This is a genomic window from Halobacillus litoralis, from assembly GCF_020524085.2.
Taxonomy (GTDB): domain Bacteria; phylum Bacillota; class Bacilli; order Bacillales; family Halobacillaceae; genus Halobacillus; species Halobacillus litoralis_E.
In genome coordinates this window covers 980,228-1,006,948 of sequence record NZ_CP129016.1, presented here as the reverse complement: position 1 = coordinate 1,006,948, position 26,721 = coordinate 980,228, and the positions used below count along the sequence as shown (strand labels likewise).

25 protein-coding genes and 2 pseudogenes are annotated in these 26,721 nt (G+C 45.0%); 8 read left to right on the top strand and 19 right to left on the bottom strand.

Going from position 1 to position 26,721, the window contains the following annotated elements; genetic code table 11:
- Positions 1–51 precede the first annotated feature (51 nt).
- The 3 genes from LC065_RS05330 to LC065_RS05320 form a co-directional block, all read right to left on the bottom strand.
- On the bottom strand, positions 52–663 hold the full coding sequence (locus LC065_RS05330) for a hypothetical protein (RefSeq protein ID WP_306163787.1): 612 nt from the start codon (positions 661–663) through the stop codon (positions 52–54).
- Entirely contained in the window at positions 632–877 is a 246-nt protein-coding gene (locus LC065_RS05325; protein ID WP_306163786.1) for a hypothetical protein, read from the bottom strand. The genes LC065_RS05330 and LC065_RS05325 overlap by 32 nt, the downstream gene beginning before the upstream one ends.
- A 226-nt stretch (positions 878–1,103) precedes the next feature.
- Positions 1,104–1,652, bottom strand: a complete 549-nt coding sequence (locus LC065_RS05320) for a histidine phosphatase family protein (RefSeq protein WP_226593340.1) — start codon at positions 1,650–1,652, stop codon at positions 1,104–1,106.
- Positions 1,653–1,769: 117 nt separating this feature from the next.
- Here LC065_RS05320 and LC065_RS05315 point away from each other — a divergent pair, with 117 nt between their 5' ends.
- Positions 1,770–3,230, top strand: a complete 1,461-nt coding sequence (locus LC065_RS05315) for a DASH family cryptochrome (protein WP_226593342.1) — start codon at positions 1,770–1,772, stop codon at positions 3,228–3,230.
- Positions 3,231–3,242: 12 nt separating this feature from the next.
- Here LC065_RS05315 and LC065_RS05310 read toward each other — a convergent pair whose 3' ends face one another.
- A complete protein-coding gene (locus LC065_RS05310; protein WP_226593344.1) occupies positions 3,243–3,935 on the bottom strand; it encodes an EGFR-like transmembrane domain-containing protein in 693 nt (230 codons plus the stop codon).
- Between the two features lie 216 nt (positions 3,936–4,151).
- Here LC065_RS05310 and LC065_RS05305 point away from each other — a divergent pair, with 216 nt between their 5' ends.
- The gene (locus tag LC065_RS05305; protein ID WP_226593346.1) at positions 4,152–4,493 is read left to right on the top strand and encodes a protein YmzB; all 342 of its coding nucleotides are present in this window, start codon (positions 4,152–4,154) and stop codon (positions 4,491–4,493) included.
- Positions 4,494–4,547: 54 nt separating this feature from the next.
- On the opposite strand, the gene LC065_RS05300 is transcribed toward LC065_RS05305, so the two are convergent.
- The gene (locus LC065_RS05300; RefSeq protein ID WP_089650642.1) at positions 4,548–4,916 is read right to left on the bottom strand and encodes a hypothetical protein; all 369 of its coding nucleotides are present in this window, start codon (positions 4,914–4,916) and stop codon (positions 4,548–4,550) included.
- Between the two features lie 197 nt (positions 4,917–5,113).
- Here LC065_RS05300 and LC065_RS05295 point away from each other — a divergent pair, with 197 nt between their 5' ends.
- Positions 5,114–6,613 carry an esterase/lipase family protein gene (locus tag LC065_RS05295; protein ID WP_226593348.1) on the top strand — a complete coding sequence of 500 codons (1,500 nt, stop codon included), beginning with the start codon at positions 5,114–5,116 and terminating at the stop codon, positions 6,611–6,613.
- An 88-nt stretch (positions 6,614–6,701) separates the two neighbouring features.
- Here the strand turns inward: LC065_RS05295 and LC065_RS05290 are convergent, their stop codons facing one another.
- Entirely contained in the window at positions 6,702–6,920 is a 219-nt protein-coding gene (locus LC065_RS05290) for a hypothetical protein (RefSeq protein ID WP_226593350.1), read from the bottom strand.
- 308 nt (positions 6,921–7,228) lie between these two features.
- Here LC065_RS05290 and LC065_RS05285 point away from each other — a divergent pair, with 308 nt between their 5' ends.
- A complete protein-coding gene (locus LC065_RS05285) occupies positions 7,229–7,933 on the top strand; it encodes an SgrR family transcriptional regulator (protein ID WP_226593351.1) in 705 nt (234 codons plus the stop codon).
- Between the two features lie 70 nt (positions 7,934–8,003).
- Here the strand turns inward: LC065_RS05285 and LC065_RS05280 are convergent, their stop codons facing one another.
- The 4 genes from LC065_RS05280 to LC065_RS05265 all read right to left on the bottom strand — a co-directional run bounded on the left by LC065_RS05280 (position 8,004) and on the right by LC065_RS05265 (position 12,927).
- Positions 8,004–9,455, bottom strand: a complete 1,452-nt coding sequence (locus LC065_RS05280) for a glycoside hydrolase family 32 protein (RefSeq protein ID WP_226593352.1) — start codon at positions 9,453–9,455, stop codon at positions 8,004–8,006.
- Positions 9,456–9,458: 3 nt separating this feature from the next.
- Positions 9,459–10,415, bottom strand: a complete 957-nt coding sequence (locus LC065_RS05275) for an aminoimidazole riboside kinase (RefSeq protein ID WP_226593353.1) — start codon at positions 10,413–10,415, stop codon at positions 9,459–9,461.
- 102 nt (positions 10,416–10,517) lie between these two features.
- Positions 10,518–11,891, bottom strand: coding sequence for a sucrose-specific PTS transporter subunit IIBC (locus tag LC065_RS05270; protein WP_226593354.1), 1,374 nt, complete (start codon positions 11,889–11,891; stop codon positions 10,518–10,520).
- 205 nt (positions 11,892–12,096) lie between these two features.
- Positions 12,097–12,927: a PRD domain-containing protein gene (locus LC065_RS05265; RefSeq protein ID WP_226593355.1), complete on the bottom strand. Its 831-nt coding sequence runs from the start codon at positions 12,925–12,927 to the stop codon at positions 12,097–12,099.
- 603 nt (positions 12,928–13,530) lie between these two features.
- Between LC065_RS05265 and ahpC the strand changes: the two are divergent.
- Together ahpC and ahpF are read left to right on the top strand one after the other, a co-directional pair.
- Positions 13,531–14,095: pseudogene (ahpC, locus tag LC065_RS05260) on the top strand (alkyl hydroperoxide reductase subunit C).
- Positions 14,096–14,109: 14 nt separating this feature from the next.
- Entirely contained in the window at positions 14,110–15,645 is a 1,536-nt protein-coding gene (ahpF, locus tag LC065_RS05255) for an alkyl hydroperoxide reductase subunit F (RefSeq protein WP_226593356.1), read from the top strand.
- A 117-nt stretch (positions 15,646–15,762) separates the two neighbouring features.
- Here the strand turns inward: ahpF and LC065_RS05250 are convergent, their stop codons facing one another.
- Positions 15,763–16,497: a response regulator transcription factor gene (locus LC065_RS05250; protein WP_226593357.1), complete on the bottom strand. Its 735-nt coding sequence runs from the start codon at positions 16,495–16,497 to the stop codon at positions 15,763–15,765.
- A 148-nt stretch (positions 16,498–16,645) separates the two neighbouring features.
- Between LC065_RS05250 and LC065_RS05245 the strand changes: the two genes are divergently transcribed.
- Positions 16,646–18,070, top strand: coding sequence for an amidase (locus tag LC065_RS05245; RefSeq protein ID WP_306163785.1), 1,425 nt, complete (start codon positions 16,646–16,648; stop codon positions 18,068–18,070).
- A 130-nt stretch (positions 18,071–18,200) separates the two neighbouring features.
- Here LC065_RS05245 and LC065_RS05240 read toward each other — a convergent pair.
- From LC065_RS05240 to LC065_RS05205, 8 genes and pseudogenes are all read right to left on the bottom strand, one after another.
- Positions 18,201–19,186: pseudogene (locus LC065_RS05240) on the bottom strand (aldo/keto reductase).
- 85 nt (positions 19,187–19,271) lie between these two features.
- The gene (locus LC065_RS05235; protein WP_226593360.1) at positions 19,272–19,895 is read right to left on the bottom strand and encodes a TetR/AcrR family transcriptional regulator; all 624 of its coding nucleotides are present in this window, start codon (positions 19,893–19,895) and stop codon (positions 19,272–19,274) included.
- Positions 19,849–21,111: an MFS transporter gene (locus tag LC065_RS05230; RefSeq protein WP_226593361.1), complete on the bottom strand. Its 1,263-nt coding sequence runs from the start codon at positions 21,109–21,111 to the stop codon at positions 19,849–19,851. The genes LC065_RS05235 and LC065_RS05230 overlap by 47 nt, the downstream gene beginning before the upstream one ends.
- Positions 21,112–21,274: 163 nt before the next feature.
- A complete protein-coding gene (locus tag LC065_RS05225) occupies positions 21,275–21,511 on the bottom strand; it encodes a hypothetical protein (RefSeq protein ID WP_226593362.1) in 237 nt (78 codons plus the stop codon).
- 186 nt (positions 21,512–21,697) lie between these two features.
- Positions 21,698–22,102 carry a VOC family protein gene (locus LC065_RS05220; protein WP_226593363.1) on the bottom strand — a complete coding sequence of 135 codons (405 nt, stop codon included), beginning with the start codon at positions 22,100–22,102 and terminating at the stop codon, positions 21,698–21,700.
- 290 nt (positions 22,103–22,392) lie between these two features.
- Positions 22,393–23,904 (bottom strand): malate:quinone oxidoreductase, encoded by a 1,512-nt coding sequence (locus LC065_RS05215; RefSeq protein ID WP_226593364.1) that lies wholly within the window; start codon positions 23,902–23,904, stop codon positions 22,393–22,395.
- A gap of 276 nt (positions 23,905–24,180) precedes the next feature.
- A complete protein-coding gene (locus tag LC065_RS05210; protein ID WP_226593365.1) occupies positions 24,181–24,870 on the bottom strand; it encodes an LrgB family protein in 690 nt (229 codons plus the stop codon).
- Positions 24,863–25,234 (bottom strand): CidA/LrgA family protein, encoded by a 372-nt coding sequence (locus LC065_RS05205; RefSeq protein WP_306163784.1) that lies wholly within the window; start codon positions 25,232–25,234, stop codon positions 24,863–24,865. Before LC065_RS05205 ends, LC065_RS05210 begins: the two co-directional genes overlap by 8 nt.
- A 377-nt stretch (positions 25,235–25,611) precedes the next feature.
- Here LC065_RS05205 and LC065_RS05200 point away from each other — a divergent pair, with 377 nt between their 5' ends.
- Positions 25,612–26,685: a hypothetical protein gene (locus tag LC065_RS05200; protein ID WP_226593367.1), complete on the top strand. Its 1,074-nt coding sequence runs from the start codon at positions 25,612–25,614 to the stop codon at positions 26,683–26,685.
- Positions 26,686–26,721: the final 36 nt, after the last annotated feature.

Sequence of the window (26,721 nt, the reverse complement as noted above, 5' to 3'; positions counted from 1 at the left end):
AGAAAGGCAGGCATTTTAAAAAAGCTCTGCGTTCAGACGCAGAGCTTTTCTTTATTTCAAATCCTCATAATTCTCTTTAATAAAACCGATCATCATTCCGAGAGTCTGTCCTTTGAAGTTGTCAGGTACTGATTCCCCTGTAGGATTCGCATAATATAACGCATTTTTCTCCTCATTATATGCAAAGCCTAGAGCGGTGAGGGCGACTTCCAATCCACGAGGGTTCTCCTCCAGTCCTGTCTGTTTTTTGAAATAGTCCGTCGGGTAAATCCACACATCTACATCATCTGCTCCCGTATGGACGACGAACAAATCGTGATCATAGCGGGAGATCCACTGATCTTTTGAAAAAAGCGAGACGCCCGTTCCTTCAAGTCCGGATATGCCCGCTAAATTAATTCCAAAAATGGCATTGATCATCTTCCTCATATCATCGCCGGACATTTTCCCATCAAAGGACTCCCAGTATAACTCCATTACTTCTACCTTTGGCATCTTAGTGATAGCTTCATCACTGACTTCTTCCCCAAGGGCTTGTCTTATCCGTTGGATTACGTCGTCAGAATAGGTGCTCGTCTGTTTCCCAACACCAAGTTCAGAAACCGCTTCAAGGTCAATGCCGTACACACCGTCAACGATGGCGCGGATTTCTTTCGGCTTCACTTTTTTTGTTGTTACGATCTAAGTATAAATCCATGGTCTCCACTTTGCTCAACGAATGAATGTCTTCTAAGGCATCTGAAAAAGGAAGCGGTCCTTTTTCCTCTTTACGTAATTGCTTATAAAGCTCCTCTGTCAGCTCTTTTGAATACTTCAATCCTTCTGCTTGTTTCAGTTCATTCTTCCAACTCTTCGCTTCGGTTTCTCCTGGTCCCAACAGTACAAGCCCCTAAAATGAAAAGAGACAATACTGTCATAATGATCATCGATCCCTTCTTCTTTTTCCTAAACCACTTGAACATTGTGTACCCTCCATGACTGTTTTGCTGCGGGTTCTCAATGTAGACGCTGGATGGTGACAGGATTCTATGAAGGCTTCGTCTACCGTTGCACATATCTATGTTTACTATAACTGTTCTTGTCGAATAAAGGAAAGCAATAACTTATTCCTTTACAAACTCTTCAAGTTCATCAAGGGTAAAGTGACCGGCAACAGAAAATCCTTCCCTTTTTCCATAAGGTTTCACGACTATGGCCCCCATACTAGGCATGGGGCCAAACGCAACACCTTTCGGAAAGCTATGGGCGATGATGAACCGGTTTGCTCCTTTGGGTGGCCGCTGTTCGAGAAAACCAGAAAGACGTGTCAGAATGGCAGACTGCACGTAGGGTAATAGGGGTGTATTCAGCTTATAAACGTTGTACCAGAAAGGATTGATGCGAGTATTTTCAGCTCCGAATGCAAGCATGGCGGATTCTTTCGCGCGACAAAAAGGACTTGCAATCACAGGGGTTGCGACAGGGATGTTCAGCCTGCGGATCGCGTTTCCAAATCGTTCTGCCTGATTTTGTCCTTTTGTTGAAAGATTCCGTTGTGTGGAACAATCTTCGAATGAGAAATCGGGCTGGTCCGTTCCGACATTCGCTTCTCCATGACGGACATACAGCGTGTAGCCACCTTGTTGCAACTTTTCCACTAAGAGAGTATCCATGCAGTCATCTCCTTTATAGATAGCCTATTCTAAAACGCTTCAACAGGTGTGACGGCCGATTGAAAGTTTATTGCTCCATCACGGAGAGGGTACACTAGGCTAAAAGGAGGCGATCAAATGGATTCTTGTGTTATCGTCTGGTTCCGGAATGACTTACGCGTGCACGACCACCGCCCGCTGTTACACGCTTCATCCCATGGGCTTCCAGTCCTCGGTGTTTACGTATTTGATCCAGGACAATATCAAAACCTCTCCTACGGATTTCCGAAGACGGGCAAACATCGTACTCAATTCATTCGGGAAAGTGTCGCAGATTTGCGACAGAACCTAAAGCAATTAGGTGTACCCCTTCTCGTAAGACATGGCTCACCTGAAGAAGTATTTACTTCGATATCGGAGAGCTTTACTATACAAGAGATCTTCCTCCATGAAGAAATCGGCAGTGAAGAACGCTCCATCGAGCGAAAGGTCCGTGAACGACTTCCGCACACCACCTTCACCATTGACCGCGGCCATAACCTGTATCCACCAGAAGACCTCCCATTCAACATCAGCGAACTTCCAGACACCTTTTCGCAGTTCCGCAAGGTGTTGGGAAAAAATGGTTTACCAGGTCTCACAGAAATATCCATACCATCATCAATCAGAGGCTCACACTTGCCGATGAATGTTCCTGAAGGGGACATCCCTACTTTGCAGGAGCTTGGTTTGGAGGAGTTGGATCGGCCGCCGCGTTATCCAGGGGGTTCGTCTAAAGCTAAGGACCGTCTGCTTCATTATATTTTCAAAGCAGACCGGCTGAAGGTGTACAAGGAGACGAGGAACGGGATGCTGAAGGAAGATGACTCCTCTAAATTCTCTCCCTACCTTGCGAACGGGTGCCTGTCCCCTAAGGTCGTCCTTGACCAGATTCGCACCTATGAAAGGAAACACGGAAAAAATGAGTCCACATACATGCTTTATTTTGAATTGTTATGGCGCGATTATTTCCATCTGGTGCATCGTAAATATGGCGATCGAATTTTTTACCCGGCAGGGATCAAAGGGGACCGGATCCCTTGGGATGACGACCAAGAACTTCTGCACTGCTGGATGGATGGGATGACAGGCTATCCTCTCGTCGACGCCGCCATGAGAGAATTGAAGCAAACAGGATTTATGTCCAACCGTGCCAGGCAGAATGTGGCAAGCTTTTTCACAAAAAACCTTGGACTGGATTGGCGCATTGGCGCCGCCTGGTTTGAATCACAACTGGTGGACTTTGATGTTGCCAGCAATTACGGAAACTGGCTTTATATCGCAGGCGTAGGTAACGATGCTGTACCCTTTCGAGCGTTCAATGTAGAAAAGCAGGCTCTCGATTATGATCCAGATGGGTCTTATTTGCGCTACTGGCTGCCTGAATTAAGGGACCTTCCCGCCCCGTGGATCCACCAGCCTAGAGAGATGGGGATGCTCGAGCAAGAGCAGTACGGGGTTAGGCTGGGAGAAGACTACCCGCTACCCGTTGTGGATTTGCATGAATCCATGAGAATAAGGAAACAAGTATTTGAACAAGCACAAAAAAACTCCCGTTAATGTGGGAGTTTTTTAATTCCGGCGTCGTTTTCGAATAAGGAAGAAGATCAGTCCTAATACAACTACTGCTGCCACCCCTGCAATGATGATGTTTTTCACGTTCGGTACAACCATTTCCACCATCATGTTCGTTTCACCAGCTGCCCGGATGTCCCATTGCAATACATCTCCATCCACACGGTCAGCATTATGAGACTTCGGTTTTATAGGAAGGTCAAGGGTAAACGTAAGATCCAACTGATCCGCAACAAGTGACTGCATGCCTCCGATGACCCCTGAATTCGAGAGGTCGAGTTCTGCTTCCACTTTGTATGTCGTTGTAAAAATACCCCCTTCTGTCGTCATCTCGACTGGAACGTTGCCAATCGCAGGCGCAACACCTGCTTCTGTCATACCACTCGACACAGGCAGGATTTCCATCTCCTGCACATCCTCAAAGTTCTTTTTAGCCCGAAAACCAGTAAAGCCGCTCTTATGATAAGATTCCACTTCGTAACCTTTTGACTCAAGCTCTTCTGAAACGGAATTCATCGTATTCTCAGCGCGGTTTCCGAAGCGACTCAACGTGTCATCTTCAACGCCTGCCGTGATCGTATGTTCACCGCTTCCATCTTTATTAATCTTCAGTTTCAAGTCCCCTTCCACGCACGCCGTCAAAATAGTGACCATAAAAATCACTACGAAAACTTGTCCGAATTTACTCATAGAATGGTCCCTCCTCCATCTGATTTATATGTAAGCCATCGTCCTTCCATGGATAGATCCTAGCTTTAATTTGTATATTCTCCGTATAAATATATCCATCCATTGGACGGTATCATCACTGGAATTACTGTTCCGCCTTCATTTTACCATGATATGGGAAGCATCACCTGCATGTTTACGACCCTTGTGGAAAAGATAAACGCAGGAGGGATCAGCATGAACGATTTAACGATTGAAGAATTCAACCAGCGCCTGCAACAGTGGCAGGGGGAAAACATTCGTATTCAGAAACACGAGCTACGCGATGAGGATACCATCACGATGACCCTTGATCACATATCTTATGAGACTCACACGCGCCGTCTCGACGATTACACACCGATGCACGCGCTTTACTTACATGGCCAGGGACAGACAGAAACGGATGCACAAAGCGCCCAGCCGCTGCCATCCGCCTACTATGAAATTCCCCTGGAAGATTCGACTCGATACCAATACTTGAATGACCGCTTCACACTGGAAACCGCACGAGGCACCTACACCATTGAAAAAGAATAAAGCAAAAGGACGTCTTTTAGCGGAGGCGTCCTTTTTTATGTCCTTATTTCCATTCTAGAACTTAAACCCGATCACAACTAAATCGACGGCATCTACGCCCGAACCATTTTCTGCTTCCGCTTTAATCCCCAACCCAAGCCCCGGCACATTATAGGTACGGTTGAACCGTTCTCCCGGATACACCGTAATCTGATCGAGGGTTAAAAAACTGACCTGATTGACTTTCATAAGTAACTTGAACGTGACGGCGCCTTCTGAGACCACCCGGTTTCCCCCGGCCACCCGAATCGTATAAAAAGGGCTGACATCGATGCCCGCCGGATATTCTTCCGTCAAATCGACCGTTTGTCCTTCCTCAATGACCTGGCCGCCTGGTTCCGTGACGAAAAGAAGACGATTACCTGAAGTGATTCTGTGGGACATCCTCATTCCTCCCCCATTTGCTCATAATCCATCCTATGTGAGCCACCTTGGAAGCGGAAGGCCTAAGAAACATATTTCAACAAAACTTCCCATTTTCCAAATGGAGGAAATGAGCATTGTACAACGAATGGTATAGAAGGAGACACCTACATAACCCATCTACACGACTCCAAAAACTTTTTTAAAGGAGACAGGAAATGCTTAACTTTAAGAAGTGGTTCGTCGTTTTTACTGCCTTTTTTCTCACCGTACCATCCGTCAGTATGGCTGGATCGATCAAGGATGGTGCATCGGGTAACCCTGGCGAATGGTATGTCGGGGAAACTCCTTCTACAATCACCGCTAACTCACACCCCATTCTTTTTGTACACGGATTGAACAGCTCCTCAAACACTTGGTATGAAAACAACAATATGTACACAACCGCCTATCAAAACGGCTATGAAACAGCTTTCATCGACCTCAATGCCGGTAAGAGCATGTGGGACAACGGAGCTCTTTTAGCCGAAAAAGTAAAGGAAATCTATAACTACTTCGGCGAAAAAGTTGTTGTCGTCGCCCATAGTAAAGGCGGTGTAGATACCCAATCCGCTCTCGTTCATTACGGAGCAGATCCGTATATTGAACGTGTCATTACATTGTCTTCACCACATCGCGGCTCACAACTCGCAGACCTAGCCTACAGCAGCTGGGCGGGCTGGCTTGCCGGTATCATAGGAAGTAAAAATGATGGCACCTACTCCCTCCAAACCGGCTACATGGATTATTACCGCTCCGTTACAGACAGCCATGCCAATGTGTACAATACCCCTTTTTACACATTCGGAGGAACGAAGTGGGGCAGTTTTGGAAGCGCTCTCTACTGGGGTGGTCTTTATTTAAGCTCCTATGGTAGCAATGACGGCGCTGTTACTGTCCAAAGTTCCCGCCTTCCTTACGCTACTGAAATAAGTGTAGGAAGATGGAATCATACGACGATCAAAGAAGGGTCCTCCACCTTTAACCTCTTTAAAGATTATCTTAACGAAAGCATGGCTTATTCGGCTTCTATCGCAAGCTTCGAGGCAGCCGCCGTCACGGAAGAAGCGGAAACAACTGCGGGGCATTATGTAAACGGTGGGGAATATGTCGGGACACATAAGGAAAGGGTAGCGGTAGAAAAAGAAGTGGATTCCGTCACCTTCGACTGGATGAGTGATCAAAAAGATACCTCCTTAACACTCACATCACCGAGTAAAAAAACGTATGCCGACTTCGATGTGACGGCTGACAATACTGAGTTTTTCAATGGAGCCTTTCACCACACCATCACCTTTGAAAAACCGGAAGCTGGGCAGTGGACACTGGAAACGAAAGCTAACCAAAAAGAACGTTACCTTCTGAACACGACCTTTGAAAGTCCAGTCGATGCCATGCTCAGTAGTGAAGTGGAAGGTAATCAAATGAAAGTGAAAGGAAACAAAAAACTGAATGTCACCACCGAAATGACGATCGAGTACTATGATAAAAACGGGAAATTGAAAGAGAAGAAATGGAATGCCAAGAAGAGTGGGAATAACTTTAACATCCCAAGCCTGGGTGAAGGGGTCTACAATATGACGATTGACGTGAAAGGCACCTACGAAGGTACACCTGTCGAACGGACCATCATCCAATCCGTTTACATCGATGATAAAGGGAAGCTCTACACACCATAACCAAAGAAGACGGTCCATGATAGGACCGTCTTTTCCCATATATTGGCGTACCAGGAGGTCATACATTTTATGGGAATTAAAAACCCTACTAATCACACTTATGAAGTACCTTTCTTTTTTCAAGGTCATCTCCTGATCTCTCTAAGATTGGGATGGTCTTATGATATAAAGGAAGCCGCTTCTTTTTAGTTAGAATGATTTCTAAACTGAAATGCGGACCGTTCTTCATTGTAGTAATTTGCAAACATCCATTCATCGATAATATCCGTACAACCACCTTCTGTATAAATAATATGAATTTGATCATGATCTTACCCCTTACATGTTATCCCATATTTTCGCACTTAAAAACTAAGACCCAACATTTCCAAACTTTCACGGGGGAAGGTGCCGACAAAGTCAACGCAATGATTCACATGCCCTAATTTCAGACAAGTTAACTTACTGAACAAAAAGGCAGGAGATTGTATGGAGAGAACTGAATGTACGTCCCTATTCCGAAGGCAAATTGTTATACTGTTTTTAACTTCTAATTCAATCATATCAGGAATAGAGAAAGATAAAGAGGCAGAGGTCATGCGTTGAAAATTCCGCTTTTTAGGAGATGAGAAGACTGTGAAGCTTGAGGAAACGTATATTCGTTTGCGAACACATTTTCATAAGGTAGGAGAAGAAGAGCAGGTGGAAGTCAACATGCAGCAGCTGGCGGATGATCTTTTTTATACGCTGAGGAACTTAAGGATCATTATAAAAAAGATGGAAGATCTCAGGTGGCTGACCTGGATTCCTGGACGCGGGCGTGGGAATCGTTCTTCCATCATCTTTCACCTAAGAAAAGAAGAAGCACAGCTTCAATTCTTCAAAAGTATGATTATGGACGGCCGTGAAAATGAAGCCTTCATTCGTGTGGAAGTAGAAGCCCACTCCATCATGTTTGAGCTCACAGACTGGTACTACCATTCGAAATTTATTGTCTATTACGACCCGGCCACCCAAAGACAGTTTATTAAAATACGCGAACTCATTACGAAGGAAAACGTCAATATTTACTGCAACGCAATTAAAGAGAGCTTGGAGCACACGACTGAAGGATTTACGATCCTCATTGATATGAACGGCGAAAAGATCAATACTCCTGATGTAGAAGGGGAAATGGAAGAACTACGCACCCTTGTCGCCTCCAAAAAACCCTCAGCCATCGCTCTCTACACACATGCTGAATACATGTACCCATACTTGAAACAGCGAATGGACGAAATGGGCCACAACAAAATTTTCCCCAACAAAAAAGAAGCCGAAGCCTACTTAGACACATTCTAAGCGAGCTTCGGCTTCCTTTACTGTTTTAGATACCATATTTTTACGTACCAGGTCATACAGATAATGGAAATTAAAACACTTTCCTCAAGTCCCATTTTTTAAGGTTGAGGGAGGTTTTCTGTGATGCGGTAAATTGAATTCTATCGTTGTTGGGCGCTGGGTAGAAACGGGCTGTGAAGACATGTGCGCCTCCATTGACAAACACTTCTACGGACGACGTATCGATAAAGATATGCAGGTCCTTCAACTCGGCAACTTCGGTCTGCCGCTTCTCAACGACACCGTCTACGTAACTTTCGCGTTCCAATGTGAAAGTTCTTTGCTCACTGGAATAAACGATACGTGCAGCTCCGCCAATCTCAAGCGAGAACCAACCTTTAGAAACGTTGATATCTTCAAACTTCATCTCAACTGCTTTCCCTTTGACACCGTCCACCTCAAGTGTCTCGTGATCAATCTCGACTTCTCGTTCCACCACATCATCCTTACGTAAGTCCTCAAGCTCCGCCACTGGTGTTTGATAGACTCTTCCATCCACGAGCTTCATCTCACGCGGAAGGGTCATATTATGCAGCCACTGATGCTTTATGGTTGGGTGCTCCTGTTCATCCTGGTCCGGAACGCTCATCCAGCCAAACATAACCCGGCGGCCGTGCTCATCTTCCGTCGTCTGCGGTGCATAAAAGTCAAAACCGTGATCCAGCTCATAAAAATCGCCATGCTCATAGGCTCCATTCTGAGACTCAAACGTTCCGACCACATACCCTGCCTGATAGACGTTCTGATATTTCATCCCTTCAGGTTCTAGCCCTTGGGGTGAAAAAACAAGGACATCCCCGCCGTCCAGCTCAAACAAATCTGGACATTCAAACATATAGCCAAACTCACCTAAGCGGTCTTCTCCCCCTCCAGCTAAGACACCAATATGAGTCCAAGCAAGTAAATCCTCACTCCGAAGCAACGCAACAGCCCCTTTTAAGTCTTCCGTTTGTGCGCCTACCACCATAAAGTAAGAACCATCTTGCTCCCAAACTTTCGGGTCGCGGAAATGGGCCGTGTATCCTTCCGGCAGGTGTACGACCGGACCTTTTTTATCAAAATGAATGCCATCCTTGGACACAGCAAGGCATTGATACGACTCACGATTGCCTTTCTCATCCTTCACGTTCCCTGTGTAAAAAGCATAAAGCTCGCCGTTATGCTCAATCGCAGATCCTGAATAACAGCCATTTTTCTCAAACCATTCAGAGGGTGTAAGAGCAATATCTTCATGTGTCCAGTTGATGAGGTCCTGAGACGAATAATGTCCCCAAAATTTCGCACCATGACCCGTCTTGAACGGCATCCATTGGTAAAACAAATGATAGGTACCGTTCCACTGGATCCAGCCGTTTGGATCATTCAACAAACCGACGGGTGGCATAATGTGATAATGAAGCCGATAAGGATCCGCTTCTACAATGTCCTGATACTTTTCCACTTCTGCAAATGCGGTTCGGCGCAATTCCTGATCCTTGCTCATCGATTACTCGCCTGCCTCTTCGAGATGCTTCATTACTTCATCCCGCGTCGGAAGGGCTGTCATCGCACCTTTTGTCGATGCCGCAAGGGCTCCGGATACACTTGCAAACTTCGCCATCTTCACCGCTTCCGGAAGTGTGATGCTAGTGATATCGCCTTCGTACTCATTCAAGGAGTACAACATACCCGAAACAAACGCATCGCCTGCACCTGTCGTATCGACGGCTTTCACTTTCATGGCAGGAACATGCTGTATTCCATCAGACGTGCACACATAGTTGCCTTCTCCACCCATTGTAATCAGTGTCAAAGGAATATCGTAACCCGCAAGCTTCTCAAGCCCGCGCTCTATATCCGCTTCGCCTGTGATGAACTCCAATTCTTCCTCCGATATTTTCAAAAGGTCTGCTTCTGACAGCATCGACTGAATCGTTTCCCTTGCCTGTTCCTCTGAATCCCAAAGCGGTAGGCGTAGGTTCGGGTCATACGAGACAATCATCTCTTTTTTCTTCGCCAAAGAAACCGCATGGCGCGTCGCCTCTTTGACCGTCTCACCAATCATTGAAATCGAACCGAAGTGAAGCACTTTATGGGTATCGAAATCGGACACGTCGACCTCCCCTGCTTCAAGGAACTGATCGGCACTTGGATGGATATAAAAGTCAAAGCTTCGTTCCCCATCCTCAGCATTCGTTACAAAAACAACGCCTGTCCTCACCTCAGGCGTCAGGAACATGCTATGCGTCTGCACCCCGTAATCGGTGAGCGTTTTTTTCATAAAACGGCCGAGCACATCATCGCCGACTTTCCCTAAAAACGTAGACGTCGCCCCAAGTCTCGCAACACCGACAGAAACGTTTGCCGGCGCACCTCCTGGGCTCTTTTGATAGTTCGTGTTGTCCTGATCCAACGGGATAAAATCAATCAATGCTTCCCCAAGCGAAATGACACCTTTTTTCATCGTTCATCCTCCTCCAAAAGTCGTTCTTTGCTTTATTATCTTCCATTCACCTATACAAAACAAATCCCTACCAGCCGAAGGGCTGGTAAGGATTTGTCACTATTATTTCGTATCTTCACTCCATCCAAGCAGAAGCGTCGCCAAGATGGAACCACCAATCGCGATTAGACAGCCGATTCCGTAGTTGATCGGATCCTGAGCTATCGCGAACATCGGTAAACCAGTCAATCCGATTCCATTTGCCATTACCTTTGTGAACACGACGTACGCACCGCCAAGCGCTCCACCAATCGCCGCTCCGATAAACGGACGACGGTATTTCAAGTTGACACCGAAAATCGCTGGCTCTGTAATTCCTAAGAAAGCAGAGATTCCTGCAGGAAGAGCAATTTCTTTCGTTTTCTTGTTTTTCGTCTTGAAGAATACCGCAATCGTCGCTCCCCCTTGAGCTACGTTCGCCATTGCCCAAATCGGAAGCAAGTAGTTTCCGCCGACGTTCAACAGTTCCGCTTCAATCGCGTGGAAACTGTGGTGCACTCCTGTCAGTACAATCGTTGAATACAAGCCACCGAAAATGAGTCCTGCAATTGGACCAGCTGTGTCATACACAACACCAAGCACGGAAGTCAGTCCATTACCTAGCGTACGGCCAAGTGGTCCAACGACAAGCAAAGCAACAAAACCTGTAAAAATAACTGTCAAGAACGGTGTAACCAATAGATCAATGGCATTCGGAACAACCTTACGGAAGGCTCGTTCCATTTTTGACATCACATAAACCGTCAATAGCACAGGGATAACCGTTCCCTGATATCCAAGCATTTCAACCCCAAAGCCTAGGAAATCCAGTGTTTCCGGCTGAGCATCAGAAAGTCCCCACGGGTTCAAAAGGTTCGGGTGGGTCATGATTCCACCGATGACGGCACCCAAATACGTATTTCCGCCAAATTCCTTCGCGGCACTAAAACCAATCAAGATTGGCAGAATGATGAAAGAAGCAGATGAGAACATATCCAGCATGACGAATATTCCGCTTTCAGGATCGACCCAGTTGTATGTGTTCATCAGGCCGAGCAGCCCCATCAGCATACCCGCAGCAACGATCGCCGGGATGATTGGAACAAAAATATTCGATAGTGTCCGGGCAAAACGTGCCAGTGGATTCATTTTACTTTTCGCCGCATCCTTGTGAGAGACGGACTTGTCATTTTCCTCTTCTTCCACCGAAGCTCCGACCATTGGTCCAAAGTGGGTGAACACTTTGTTGACCGTTCCTGTTCCGAAGATAATCTGGAACTGACCAGAGCTTGAGAACGCCCCTTTAACCCCATCGAGTTCTTCTATGGCTGCTTTATCGATTTGACTCTCATCTTCAATGACGAGACGTAAACGTGTGGCACAGTGAGTGGCACTGACAACATTATCCTTGCCGCCGAGCAACGGAACCAATTGTTCAGCTACTTCTTTATGATTCATGATATTTCCCCCTTGTCATTTTATAGAAAATAAAAAAGACCTAAAACGCGCACAGTGTGGTTAGGTCATTCGCATACACGAGTCACCTATCCAACTCTACACATTTTAGGTCTTGCCTGCTTTAACAGTAACAATCCTGCACTATTTAACTTTGAACAATTTCATTCTAACTATTGAAAACGCTATCGTCAATCCCTTAATAAAATTAATTTATTTTTAACAGGCGTTGGATGTGCAAGGCGATATAGGCGATTTCAGAATCGGGAAAATCAATGCCGTATTCTTCCTTCAAATAGAGGGCTACCTTCTCTGAAGTCTCAAAAGCTTCCTTATATTTCGTTTGAATTAGATCCAGCATGTCTTCATCAATTGGTTCGAAATTGCTCCCCTCTTCTACACGATTCAATGCAAAGCGAAGATGGGTAATCAAGCGTTGGTAGTTGATGCTCGTCTCTTCAATAGTAAGCCCAACAATCGTTTCAACCTGCTCAACAAAGTCACGCAAAATGGTCGCCGTCTGCAACGATTCGCTCATCGACGGCGTGTCCATTTTCGCGGTATGAACGTGAAGGGCGATATGGGCGACCTCATCCATCGGAACTTCGACACCAAGTTCACGTTTGATCTCTTCTTTCGCCCACATCCCTACTTCGAATTCCTTCTTATATAGGAACTTAATTTCATTCGTCAACTTGTTTTGGATCGGAAAGCCTTGCTCCAAACGTTCTAAAGCAAACGATAAGTGGTCGGTAAGCGCAATATGGATATGGTCGTTCAAGGGGGCTTCCAAATATCCTTCTGCATGACTGATGATTCGCTCGGCCACTTCAATATGCTTTTCTGGTAAAGTGGATAATAACTGTTGGAATTTTTCTGAGGACTGGTCTCGTAAGAGGAAGATCTTCTCGATTTTATGTTTCGGCACAATATCGTTCCGTTTCTTCTGAAAAGCAACGCCCTTCCCCATGACGATTTTCTCTTGGGGACCATCGTACACAACGACGGCATTGTTATTCAGGATTTTGAAAATGCGCATAGTAAGCTCCTCCGCTCGAATGGTTGCTCCTTCAATATTACCACGAAGAGAGCCTTCTATGACAATGGAATGGGCGATTAGCTAAAACAGAGTGAAGAGGAGGATGAAGGAGTAATCTTATCTAAAGTTCTTCTGATAACGGTTGGCCATGACGAAAAGGATCCGTTTGTTTGGATGGCTGCGCAAAAGCCACTACATTTTTCTTATCATCAGTCATTCTCATCCTCCTCTTTATTAACTGCTTATATACTATTCGACATCACCCGCCAATCCCCTGTACTTCCCTTCCAGCCTTTACAAAACCCGAACAAAAGAAAAAGGATGTTCACATGAAATTATTTCCTCAATATGATTCTATATTAAATGAAAATCGGGAAGGCTAATTACTAAACCCTTTCTCTATTTCTTGTTACACTAGAAAACGTGAGAAATTTTTGTATAATCATTCTCATTCAGCCAGCTGAGAACTAAATTTCGACAGATTTTTGTCTTTGTTGACAAATACTCGATTTTATATAATAATAGCTACTGAATTAGAATTATTATAAAAAGCTGCAACATCACAGCAGCTAATCAAACATACTTTTCAGGAGGAATTCTACTATGGCTCTAATCGGTAAAGAAGTACAACCATTCCAGGGCGAAAGCATTCAAAAACGGTGATTTCGTTGACGTATCAGAACAAAACTTCAAAGGACAATGGAGCGTTGTTTGCTTCTACCCAGCAGACTTCTCTTTCGTTTGCCCTACAGAACTTGAAGATCTACAAAACAACTACGACGCACTGAAAGAACTAGGTGCAGAAGTATACTCTGTTTCTACAGATACTCACTTCGTACACAAAGGCTGGCACGATGCTTCCGAAAAAATCAACAAAATCACTTACTCCATGATCGGTGACCCATCTCAGCAGATCTCCCGTCAATTCGACGTACTGAACGAAGAAGATGGACTAGCTGAGCGCGGTACATTCATTATCGATCCAGATGGCGTTATTCAGACTGTAGAAATCAACGCTGGCGGAATCGGCCGCGATGCAAGCAGCCTAATTGGCAAAATCAAAGCTGCTCAATACGTACGTAACAATCCTGGCGAAGTTTGCCCAGCAAAATGGGAAGAAGGCGAAGAAACACTAACACCAAGCCTTGACCTAGTCGGCAAAATTTAAGGAGTGGAAAATAAATGGTTCTCGATGCACAAATAAAAGCACAATTAGAAGAGTATCTAAAGCTTTTAGAAGGTGACATCGAACTGAAAGTCAGCGCGGGAGACGACAAAGTCTCCCGTGACATGCTGGCTCTCACGGATGAGCTTGCATCCATGTCACCGAAAATCACAGCACAAAACACAGAATTGAAACGCACACCAAGCTTCAGCGTGAACCGCCCGCAAGAAGAGACAGGCGTTACGTTTGCCGGTGTTCCGCTTGGTCATGAATTCACGTCCTTGGTTCTTGCTTTACTGCAAGTGAGCGGTAGAGCTCCGAAAATCGATGATACGATGATCGACCAAATCAAAAACATCTCCGGTGAGTTTCATTTCGAAACGTTTGTCAGCTTAAGCTGCCACAACTGTCCGGATGTTGTTCAGGCCCTGAATATCATGAGCGTGCTGAACCCGAACATTACGCACACAATGATTGATGGTGCGGCGTTTAAAGAAGAAGCAGAAGAGAAAAACATCATGGCCGTTCCTTCTGTCCACCTTAACGGAGAATTCTTCAGTGGTGGACGCACGACGCTTGAAGAAATCGTTGCGAAAATTAGTGAAGGCCCTTCTCCAGAAGAGTTCACTAACCGCGAGCCTTATGAAGTTCTCGTAATCGGTGGTGGCCCTGCAGGCGCAAGTGCAGCGATCTACTCTGCACGTAAAGGCATCCGTACAGGAATCGTCGCAGAACGATTCGGTGGACAGGTCCTAGATACGATGACGATTGAAAACTTCATCAGTGTGAAGAGCACAGAAGGACCGAAGTTCGCAGCAAGTCTTGAAGAACACGTCAAAGATTATGAGATCGATATCATGAACCTTCAACGTGCGAAAAGCTTGCAGAAAAACGATGACGATATGTTTGAACTTGAACTAGAAAACGGCGGGGTGCTGAAAAGTAAAACCGTCATCATCTCCACAGGTGCTCGCTGGCGTCAGCTCGGCGTCCCTGGTGAGGACGAGTACAAGAACAAAGGTGTCGCCTACTGCCCACACTGTGACGGACCATTGTTCGAAGGCAAAGACGTTGCTGTCATCGGCGGCGGAAACTCTGGTGTCGAAGCAGCGATCGACCTTGCCGGTATCGTCCAAAACGTAACCGTGCTTGAATTCGCAGACACACTGAAAGCAGACGAAGTCTTACAAGAACGCTTGAACAGCCTTCCGAATGCCGAAGTGAAAACGAATGCCCAAACCAAAGAAATCACTGGCGATGACAATGTGAATGGAATCACATATATCGACCGTGAATCTGGTGAAGAACAGCACATCGGCCTTGAAGGTGTCTTCGTCCAAATCGGCCTTGTACCAAACACCGAATGGATGGACGAATCTGTTGAAATGAACCGTATCGGGGAAATTATCACAGACAAGCGCGGCGCTACAAACATTCCAGGATTGTTTGCGGCTGGTGACGTCACCGACAGCCCACACAACCAAATCATCATCTCTATGGGTGATGGTGCGAACGCGGCGCTTGGTGCGTTTGATTACTTGATTCGTAACTAATACAAATAGACGAGGTATAGGGACCAACCTATACCTCGTTTTTTTATGCTATGTTAGATAGGCTTTTCCCTTTTTAGCTCCCAGAAACCTTCCTACAACAAACAGAAAGTCGCAACTTTATTCCATCTGCAAAACTCGATAGATGCTTGTTCTATTAGAAACACCAAATTTATGGAAAATGTTTTGTAAATGTTTCTTAATTGTATTTTCACTAACGAATAATATCTCTGCCATCTCTTTATTCGTCTTTCCCTCTATGACAAGATGAACTACCTGGCTCTCTCGCTCTGTGATTCCATTCTTAATTAAAATGCCTTTCAACTTTTCTTTCTTCTTATCCATAAATATCGAGCTCATTGGAGGGATTAGATAGCTTAGAAGAGTCACATCTTTCGTTGTAAAAGGCGGCTCATCGTGGGTGCGTACTAATCCAAGAACCCCTCTGACTTGATTGTCCAACATGAAATAAACACCCATCTCATCGTAGTACCCGTGTTTCTTCATGAAATCTTGATAGTATTCGGATTGCTCATAATCGTTCTGAGATAGTATTTCATTCAAACAAAATATTTGTTTCCTGCTAGATATGTAAAGATTTTTAGGGTGAAGAAGGTCCAAAGGTTGAAAATAGCTTAAATAATCATCTAGCGCTTGTCTTGGAAGATTGAAAGCACGTGGCAAGGCTAAGGTTCTTTTTGGATGAAGATCCCATAGGATGGTCTGGTTAAAATTGAAGATTTCTTTGAGCGCCTCCTGAATAATTATATGATTACCGTTACACTGAAGGACTATATTATAAAAGGACAGCATCTTTTCGTAATCGGTTTGATCTAGACGAGTTTCGCTCAACATTATAGAACCCCTCTCCATAGTCCTAGATGGTGAAGCGTTAAGCCGTCCTCATTATACCTTAAATATATAGAATTTTCAAAATACTATACTTTCGGGTAATTTATCTCTCTCCTCTAACATGGGAAACTATACAAAAGGAGGAGAAAGTATGCGCTTAGATGAGTATGCAAGCTATGATGGGTTAGGTCTATCTGGATTAGTGAAGGATAAAAAAGTCAAAGCTTCAGAGTTAAGAGAATTGGCCCTTGAGGCTATCACATTGTTGAATCCCGAGTTGAATGCAGTCGTACAAACATTACACCAAGACTCTCAGGAAGAGATAAATAAGGAGCTCCCAAAAGGTCCATTTCATGGGGTCCCGTTCTTAATTAAAGAACTTGTGTTACACAAAGCAAACGTTCCCGTTAATATGGGAAGTCAATTAACTGAAGGACTCACTTTCCCTGTAGATAGTGAACTTATGAAGAGATACAAAGAGGCTGGCCTTTTAACTGTCGGTACCACAACGACTCCTGAATTTGGATATAATGCGACAACTGAATCTGTTTTTTATGGAGCGACGCGAAATCCATGGGACTCTTCCCTCAGCCCTGGCGGATCAAGCGGCGGTTCAGGGGCATCTATTGCTGCGGGGATTGTCCCGGTTGCCCACGCCAATGACGGAGGCGGATCTATCAGGATACCGGCGTCCTGTAATGGATTAGTAGGACTCAAACCGACGCGAGGACGTATTCCTGCAGGCCCATACAATAGCGAACCATTGAACGGAATAGCCATTGAATTTGCTTTAACCAAAACCGTTCGGGATACAGCGGCACTCCTGGATGCTGTCTCGGGACCTGACATCGGTTGCTATGGTTGGGCTGAGCCCCCTGTTGAATCATTTTCTTCTCAAATGAAGAAAGCCCCGCAAAAACTAAAGATCGCTTTGATGAGGGATCCGTTATCCCATGTACCTGTAGATGAAGACTGCTTGAATGAGTTGGATAAAACCGCGAAATTGTGTGAAGATCTTGGTCATGAGGTCATAGAAGTATCTCCTGCTGTTGATGCGGAAGCACTTTCATTATCAACTCTCAGAATTTGGACCACGAACATCAGACATATGATCAATGGAGCTGCCAGTATGGTGAACCGCATTCCATCACAGGAAAATCTTGAATCAGGCATTTGGGCCTGTTATGAATTTGGAGGAAAGATTTCGGGAGAAGAATTGCTACAAGCCATTGATATCAATGCCATGATTTCGAGGGTCATCGGTGAATTTTTCACAAAATACGATGTGATACTCTCCCCTGTGACAGCACAAAAACCCTTACCCCTGGGAACCCTCAATTGTAACAAAGAAGGCCTGACGGCTGAAGATTGGACCAATCAAATTTTCACCTATGCCCCTTATACGAATTTGTATAATGCTACCGGAACTCCCGCCATTTCTTTACCCTTAGGTTGGAGTAAAGAAGGTCTTCCCATTGGGATGCAATTTGCAAGCGCTTTCTCGAATGAGGGGTTACTCCTATCATTGGCTGCCCAACTGGAGGAAGCAGCTCCATGGTCCTCAAAAAAAACCTAAAATAAATATCAAATCTATGTCTTCCACTTAACCTTAATCGTAATATTTGATTGGGGTTAGTTTAAAGCACAGAAAATAAAAAGGAAGGAAGCAGATCTTGCAGCTTCCTTCCTATCATATATAGAGTGAATCATTCAGGCAGAGGAGCCTGCGCCGAGACAAACCCTCTCTCCACAAGTTCATCCCAAAACGCTTTTGGAATCTCACGCTGAATCATCTCTAAATCTTCCTTAATCCGGTCCGGACGCGTTGAACCTGGATGACCGATTTCACGGCTGGATGGGCTGTTGAAAATTGGAGTGCAGCTGCTTTTAACGGGACATTGTACTTGTCGCCGATCTCTTTCAATTGATTTACTCTACCAATAATCTCCGCTCCAGCTTTTTCATAGTTATAGTGATCTCCACCAAACAAAACGCCGGAGTTATAGGGACTGCCGATAACGATATCTACGCCCTTCTCTTCTGCCATCGTCATCATCCGCTGCAGTGCGCGGTCATGCTGCAGGAGCGTATATTGCGTTGCGGATAAGCAGACATCCGGTTTTGTTTCTTCAAGTTCCATCGCAAGTTCAATCGGTTCTGTCGTGTTGACACCAAGGCCCCACGAACGGATGACTCCTTCTTCGCGAAGACGTGACAACACACGGAAAGCTCCGGTCCTCGCTTCTTCAAATTTAGCTACCCATTCATCACCGTGGAAATCAGGAGAAACGTCGTGCACGAAGACCATATCTAAACGATCGGTTTTCAGTCGTTCGAGGCTTTGCTCGATCGACCTCTTTGTTGCGTCTTCCGTATAATCTGTAATGACTTTATTGTTCCGGCCATGTTCAAAAAGACCTTCGTTCTCTTCTGTCTCATCCGTCATATAACGTCCTACTTTTGTGCTTAACACATAGTCATCGCGGTTGTACTTCGATAATACGTCACCGACACGCATTTCCGCTAAACCAGCGCCATAAAAAGGGGCGGTGTCAAAATAGCGGACGCCCTGATCCCAGGCCGTTTGTATCGTGTCACGAGCTTCTTCTTCCGGTACATTCCTGAACATATTTCCTAAAGGGGCGGTTCCTAGTCCTACTCTATGCTTCAACGCATTCTCCAGTGATTTCATGTGTGATTCCTCCTTTGGTCGAATCATATAGTTGTATATCCAACTATTTATAAAGTCAAACATGCACAAATATAGAAAACCCTCCTCAACGAGAGGAGGGTACATCCAATGCCATTTTCAAATATTCTACAAACAAAGCTGACTGCTCCTTTATCTTCACTTTCTCTTCCGGCAAAATCGCATGATCTAGCGCAAGACCGTCGATAAAAGTGATGATTGACCTTGCCACAAGCTCGCTGTCATAGCGGTCACTGAACTCACCGGATTCCTGCCCTTTTTTGATGAGTTCATCGTAAATACGCAGCCCCATTTCATAACGCTTTTCTCCATAGTCACGTCTTCGTTCATCGTTCCGACCCGTGATGAAAAATTCTAATTTGCTTGGTGCGAGTGGGTCCATCTCTGTATCAGGATTTCCATCTTCTCCGAACAAAAGCTGCATAAGCAAAGCCCAGTAAGATTCTACTTTTTCCAGTGAATCCACTGTCGCTTCCGCTTCGTCCGTGAGCCCTTCTTCAAGCAAAGCTTCAAACAGATCTTCTTTATTTGAAAAATATTGATAGAGACCGCCCCTGCTGACGCCAGCAGCTTCCATGACGTGCTTCATGGTCGTGTACTCATATCCATGCTTAATAAATACGTTCCTTGCAGCTTCCATGATGTCAGCTCGTCGTTGCTTCAGGTGTTCCTTGCTCACTCGTGGAGACATCTCTCTTCACTCCCTCTACTTTTTGCTTCGAAATAAACCCTACGATAGATACGAAGACGAGAAGACTTGCTGTAATCGTAAATGTCGGAATGACGCCGATCATTGTTGCGATCCACCCTCCGACGAGAGGCCCGATGATCGTCGCAGTCGTCATGACACTATTGATGACCCCAAACACGCGCCCGGTCATATGAACAGGCGTGTTCACCTGGACAGTCGCCTGGAATGGAATAAAAATCAAGCTTGCTGAAAAACCCGCCGTGAATCCAAGCCCTGGTCCCCACAGGATGGAATAATTAAGGTCATAATAGGTAAGCATCCCCATAACACCAAAGCTCGCTCCGATTCCACATACCCCGAGAAGCATGAGCGGATAAGCTTGATAATCCGTTTTCTTCGCTAACAAAAAGCCCGCTAAGAACATGCCGAGGCCAGAACCGGTCACAAGATAACCGAACAAATCTGGTGAAGCCTGCGTCAGTTCACGGATTAAGACGATGAGTTGGGAATCGGCCGATTGGAGAATCAAAAGGCTGAGACCAACCAAAATCAAACCCGTCATCATAAAGCGGTTTGACTTAAGAAAAGAAAAGCCGAGTGCGAACTCTTTCTTGAACGCCCCCTCCTCTTTTTCTTCTTCGATCGTTTCCAGGGAGCGCGCATTTGGAACAAACAAAAGGATGACCGCAGACATGAGAAACGTGGCAGAATCGATAATGAACACTTGCTGGGCACCGACTACTGTGACAAGCAACCCACTAATGAGCGGGCCGAGAATTTTCGTTGAGGAGTCAATCATCGAGGTGATTGACATCGCCCCTTTCATATCTTCCTCCGCAACCACTTCTTTCAATTTTCCGTTTTTCGCAGGGATGAAGACAGCGGAAAAAATTCCAATTGTAAGTAGCGTTGCATAAACCATCCAAAGTGATGTAGCGACCGTCAAAATCAGTATTAAAGCTGCCCTTACAACATCAGAGACAATCATAAGCGTTTTCCTGCTGAATCGATCAGCCACCATTCCAGCAACCGGTCCAAACAAGGCCATCGGCACGGCCAAGCACAAAAAGACGAATGATACTTCAAGTGGTGATGCATCCCACTTCAAACCAACGAGTGTAATAATCGCGACAATACTTAACCAGTCACCGATACTCGAAATGGCTTGCGCAGACATCAAGGTCACGTACCCTTTGTTTTTCCATAAGCGATCCATAGGCTGGGCCCCTCTCAATTAAACGACACGTGTGTCGTTTTGTTAACTTTATTATATCGACACTGGTGTCGTTTTGCAACACCTGTTTTTAAAAAGGGGCTTTTAGCCATAAAAAAACATGGACGTCATTTTTTATCCATGCTTTTCCATTCCTATATTCATACTACTTATCAATAGGGCTGAGGCGGCAATATGATAATTCCCCCTTGCCCATATCGATGTCTGAGTCTGCCCCTTTCTCACCTTTGACTATTTGTTTATGTATTTCACTGATGAGAAACAATCCCCTAAATAAGCAGCCAACGACAATACCAAAAGTGATGATTCCTCCCATTAAAGGCCCGGTCGTCATAATCAACCAACCTAATAACATGCAGACAAGAATAATAAAGAACAACATGCACACTCCTCCTTACATTTTTTCATTATTTCAAACCAGGACAATCGAAGACAAATAATTGAAGGTAAAAGGGTGAGCCATAAATTAGACTCGATGAAACCGTTAATGAGGAACGGTATGGAGGCGGCAGAAATAAAGAAAGAAGCACAGAGATTCTAAAACCATACTCTTCTTTTAACCCTTTTATCAAATCCCTTTCGTATTCATTAAAACGACTCTCCAACCATCGGGATCTTCTATCGTTATCCCCTTTTCTTCCCAATATGGGTTTTCAGATTCCACTTCTTGATACCCCATATCATGGAGTCTTTCAGCTACATCTAACACCTCACCCCTGTTTTCTATATAAAAAACAAGCAGATTATCCTTGGAGGGTGCAGGGCATGGGCTGCCTGACTCATGTCTAGTAAACTCGAGTTGGTAGGGTAGACCGGGTAATCCATAAACCACTCCCTCATATCCTCTGTGACCTGCAAAGTCTGTTAGTCTCTCTAAACCAAGTCCTGCCTCATAAAAATCGATCACGTTTTCGAATTGATCCGTTGGTCTCGCTATTCTTATTTGCGATGCATTAAACCTTGGAAACTTCATTCTTGTTTTCCTCCCACATACAGAGGGTGCTTTCTCAAAAGCCCATCGTAACGAAATCCCTCTTTTTATCAATCGTAACCAAGTCAGAAGGAAAAGCCATTCGCGAAAAGAATGAAAAACACATACAACTTTTGACTGAAAAAATGGGCGCTACCTCGATAGGGGACTTTAAAACAAGGTTAGAAGATATTCAAACGAGAGGGCAATGAACACTCGTTATAGGTCATCACGTGAAAAAACAATAAAAAAGTTGCCCTACCACCTTGTGGATAGAGGCAACTTTAATTTTCTTAAATATTCACAGGGCTCTCTTCCTGCTCCTCGGTCAACCCAAGTGTCTCTTCGGTCGTCGCATGAATCTCACGGATCAATTCTGGATTTTCAACTAATTCTTTCCCGTAAGAAGGAATCATCTCCTTGAGCTTCGGCTCCCACTCTTTCAGCTGCTCTGGGAAACATCTCCCCATCAGCTCAACCATAACCGAAACGGCTGTCGATGCTCCTGGAGAGGCCCCAAGCAAGGCAGCAATAGACCCATCTGCAGAACTGACAACTTCGGTTCCGAATTGGAGGGTCCCTTTCCCTCCACCCTCGGTATCCTTGATGACCTGTACGCGTTGACCTGCGGTGACGAGATCCCAATCCTCTGCTTTGGCCGTAGGGATGAATTCACGTAGTTCTTCCAGACGCTTTTCTTTCGACTGGATGACCTGCTCGATCAGATATTTCGTCAAAGAAACGTTTTTCACGCCTGCTGCGACCATAGTCGCAAGGTTATCCTTTTGCACGGATGTAATCAAATCAAGCAGCGATCCGGTTTTCAAAAACTTCGGTGAGAAGCCGGCGAAAGGTCCGAAAAGCAAGCTCTCCTTGCCGTCGATAAAACGTGTGTCCAAGTGAGGAACTGACATCGGTGGGGCACCGACTTTCGCTTTGCCGTACACTTTTGCACGGTGTTCGGCAATCACTTCCGGGTTGTTGCACACCATGAACAGACCACTGACAGGGAATCCGCCAATTTGTTTGGATTCAGGAATACCCGTTTTTTGCAGCAAGTGAAGACTTCCGCCCCCACCGCCGATGAAGACAAAATCGGACTTATGAAATTCCATCTTATTGTTCTGAAGATCGCGCACTTTCACTTCCCAGGAACCGTCTTCCGCACGTTTGATATCCTCAACGCTGTGCTTATAATTGATTTCGAGATTTTCTTTTTCTAGATAATCGAACATTTTCCGTGTCAGCGAACCGAAGTTCACGTCCGTTCCTGCATCAATCTTCGTTGCTGCAATTGGTTCTGTAATCGTCCGGTTCTTCATGATCAGAGGAATCCACTTTTCCAGTTTGTCTGGGTCATCGGAAAATTCCATGTCCTTGAACAACGGATTCGCAACCATGGTGTTAAAGCGCTTTTTTAGGAAGTCAACGTTTCTCTCTCCCTGAACGAAACTCATGTGAGGCAATGGCATAATAAAGTCATTCGGATTACTAATTCGGTTGTTTTTCACGAGATAAGACCAAAATTGCTTGGAGACTTGAAACTGTTCATTTACTTTAATGGCTTTTGTCATATCGATCGAGCCGTCGGGCTTTTCGTTCGTGTAATTCAGCTCACAAAGGGCTGCATGGCCTGTGCCTGCATTGTTCCATACATTTGAACTTTCTTCCCCTGCACTTCCAAGCCTTTCAAACACGCGAATGTTCCAGTCCGGCACCAATTCTTTAAGCAAAGATCCTAATGTCGCACTCATGATCCCTGCACCAATTAAAATCACGTCTGTCTTCGAGTATTTTTTGCTCATTTCCCTTTCATTCTCCCTATTATCAGATATTTTTATCTATGTTCAGTGTATCACTATTGTTGAAAAATTAAAATATTTGGTAACCCTTACAACGTTAATTCCATATGATTCCCATTGATTTAAAAAATAAAAAACTTTCTCCACCAGACTATTCAAGAAATCTCGGAGTTGTTCAGTATCCAGCAAATCCAAAGGTGTTGTTCAAAAGGGAACTGGGGTAAGGACTTCCTTCTTCTGGTCAAAAAAGGTCTGCCTCAAAAAAGAGGCAGACCTTTTTCACATGAATAGTAATGTTAATCCCGGCGCCAGGACCGAAACGATGACAGCACTTAACACCATCGCAATTGTACTCACTGAACCTTCAAGTGGATCCCGTTCCATCGACGTCGCTGTCCCAATTGCATGAGAAGCACTACCCATACCGACGCCTTTTCCAAGAGGGTGGGTCAAACGGGCATAGCGCATCACCACAGGGTGGATCAGCACCCCACCAATGCCTGCAATCATGACAAACACCGCTGCGAGTGGCATGACACCGCCGCTTGATTCTGCAATCGACATCGCGACAGGGGTGGTTACCGATTTCGGAACGATCGAGTGGATGATTAATTCACTGAACCCTGCCCATTTGCTGAGCAGAAGTCCAGAGGTCACGCCAATAAACGCGCCTACCGAAGTCCCTACCAAAATCGGCAGGAGCATCCTTTTCAAAAGGTCACGGTACTGATAAAGAGGGAAAGCAAGCGCAACCACTGCCGGACCAAGTAAATAATCAATCCACTTGCCGCCAAGCATATACGTATCATAGGAAAAACCGAACAACAGTAAAAGAAGGATAATCGTCACCGTCGACAAGATAATCGGCGCCGTATAGATGCGGCGAAACCTGCGATAAGCGAACAATGCCCCTTGATAGATAACGATCGTCAGAATGATTAGGACTGAAGCCAGAAGAAGATCATTCATGAGCAGCCTCCCTCCTTCTCGCCATCCACTGAGCGACGAAGCCTGAGATCCCCATCACTAAAGCCGTACTCAACAGACCGATCAGTATTAAAAGAACCCCTTTCCCTTCAAAAACGTACGCATAGCTCATGACCCCGACCGTTGCCGGAATGAAAAAGAACGGCAGATGTTTGATCATGAAACCAACGCCTTGTTTGAGCCAGTGTTCGGGAACTATTTTTAATGATAAAAGTGCGAAAAGGATGACCAGTCCGATGACACTGCCTAGAATGAATAGATTGAATGTGTTTTGTATGAGTGTTCCGAGTAGATAGATCATATATAAGCCTACAATTTGCAGAATGATAGTGACTGCTTTTGACACGTGTGATCCTTCTTTCTAGTTGTGAGATGGAAGTTTACTTCCTTTATTATATAGGAATGTGAAGATCATACAAAAATCCTGCTCCTTAGTTTTTACATGAAAAGGACATGACTTTTGCAATAAAATTATTTCCCCTGCATCACGTACTAAATCTTTTTCTCTTTGTATCCAATCTTTAAATCATACTCTTTCAAAAAAACCTCTCTCTCAAACTTCCGCACATCTTAATGCCCCTACCACCAAAACATAAGACCACTTCATTATATTTCTTTTTCATTCTCATGACATGTGCCTTGGATCATGAACAATATGTTAGCATTCTTCTATATTGTACCTTTACAACCAAACTTTTCTGTTAAAAGGAAGTGTATGACACCATGAAAAAATTCACACAACTGCTGCTTGCTGTCCTACTCGTTATTTTTCTTGGAGCCTGTGCAGAGCAGACTTCGAAAGAGGCAGAAGAAGCTCCGAACAAAGAAACGACACCAGAACAAAAAAAGGACCCAGAGCCTCCTTATCAAGCGTTAGAACCATCTGAAGACGCCGTTCCCCTCAAGGAACGCTTGTCCAAAGAAGAACGGACGAATATGCCAGATCAGGAACTGGCTCTCGGTGGTGATCCAGCTCGCTCTGTACCTGCTGGTGAAACGCTCGCCAAGGGGGTGAAGGATAAGTCTGATGGACCATTGAAAGACCACAGACTTGTCGCTTATTATGGGACCCCTCAATCGGAAAACATGGGAATTCTCGGTACAATGAAGCCGGAGGAACTAATGAACCAGATCAAGGAGCAGGCACAGGCCTACTCAAATGCTGATCCTGCGCGGCCGGCCATCCCAACCATTGAACTGATTACGACAATGGCTCAACGCGATCCGGGTCCTGAGGGTACATATGTTAGCAAGCTCCCGGATGAAAAGATTGAGGAGTATGTAAAACTAGCCGAGAAACATGATGCTCTCGTTCTTCTTGATATTCAGCTAGGAACTGATACAGTCATGAACCAGGTGAAAAGCATTGAGAAGTGGCTTAAGCACCCGAACGTTCACCTGGCGATCGACACAGAATTCCAAGTCGATGAAGGTGAAGTACCAGGTGAAGATCTCGGCCAGGTCGATGGAACTGAAATTCAAAAAGCGGTCGAATACCTATCCAAGCTTACGGAGAAAAATAATCTTCCTGATAAATTTGTCCTTGTCCACCAGTTCACAGAACACGTGCTGACGAATAAAGATGCTATCCAACCCACGGACAATGTAGAAGTGGCGCTTAATTTTGACGGCTGGGGGTCATCCATTGATAAAATGGCGCTGTATAAAAAATATGTGCGTGACAAGCCTTCCCAGTATGGTGGGTTTAAAGTTTTTTATGATAAAGATGAGCCGGTGATGACACCGGAAGAAGTGGTAAAACTCGATCCAAGCCCAGCAATTGTGAACTACCAATAGAAAAAGAGCCTGTTCTCTTTATGAGGAACAGGCTCT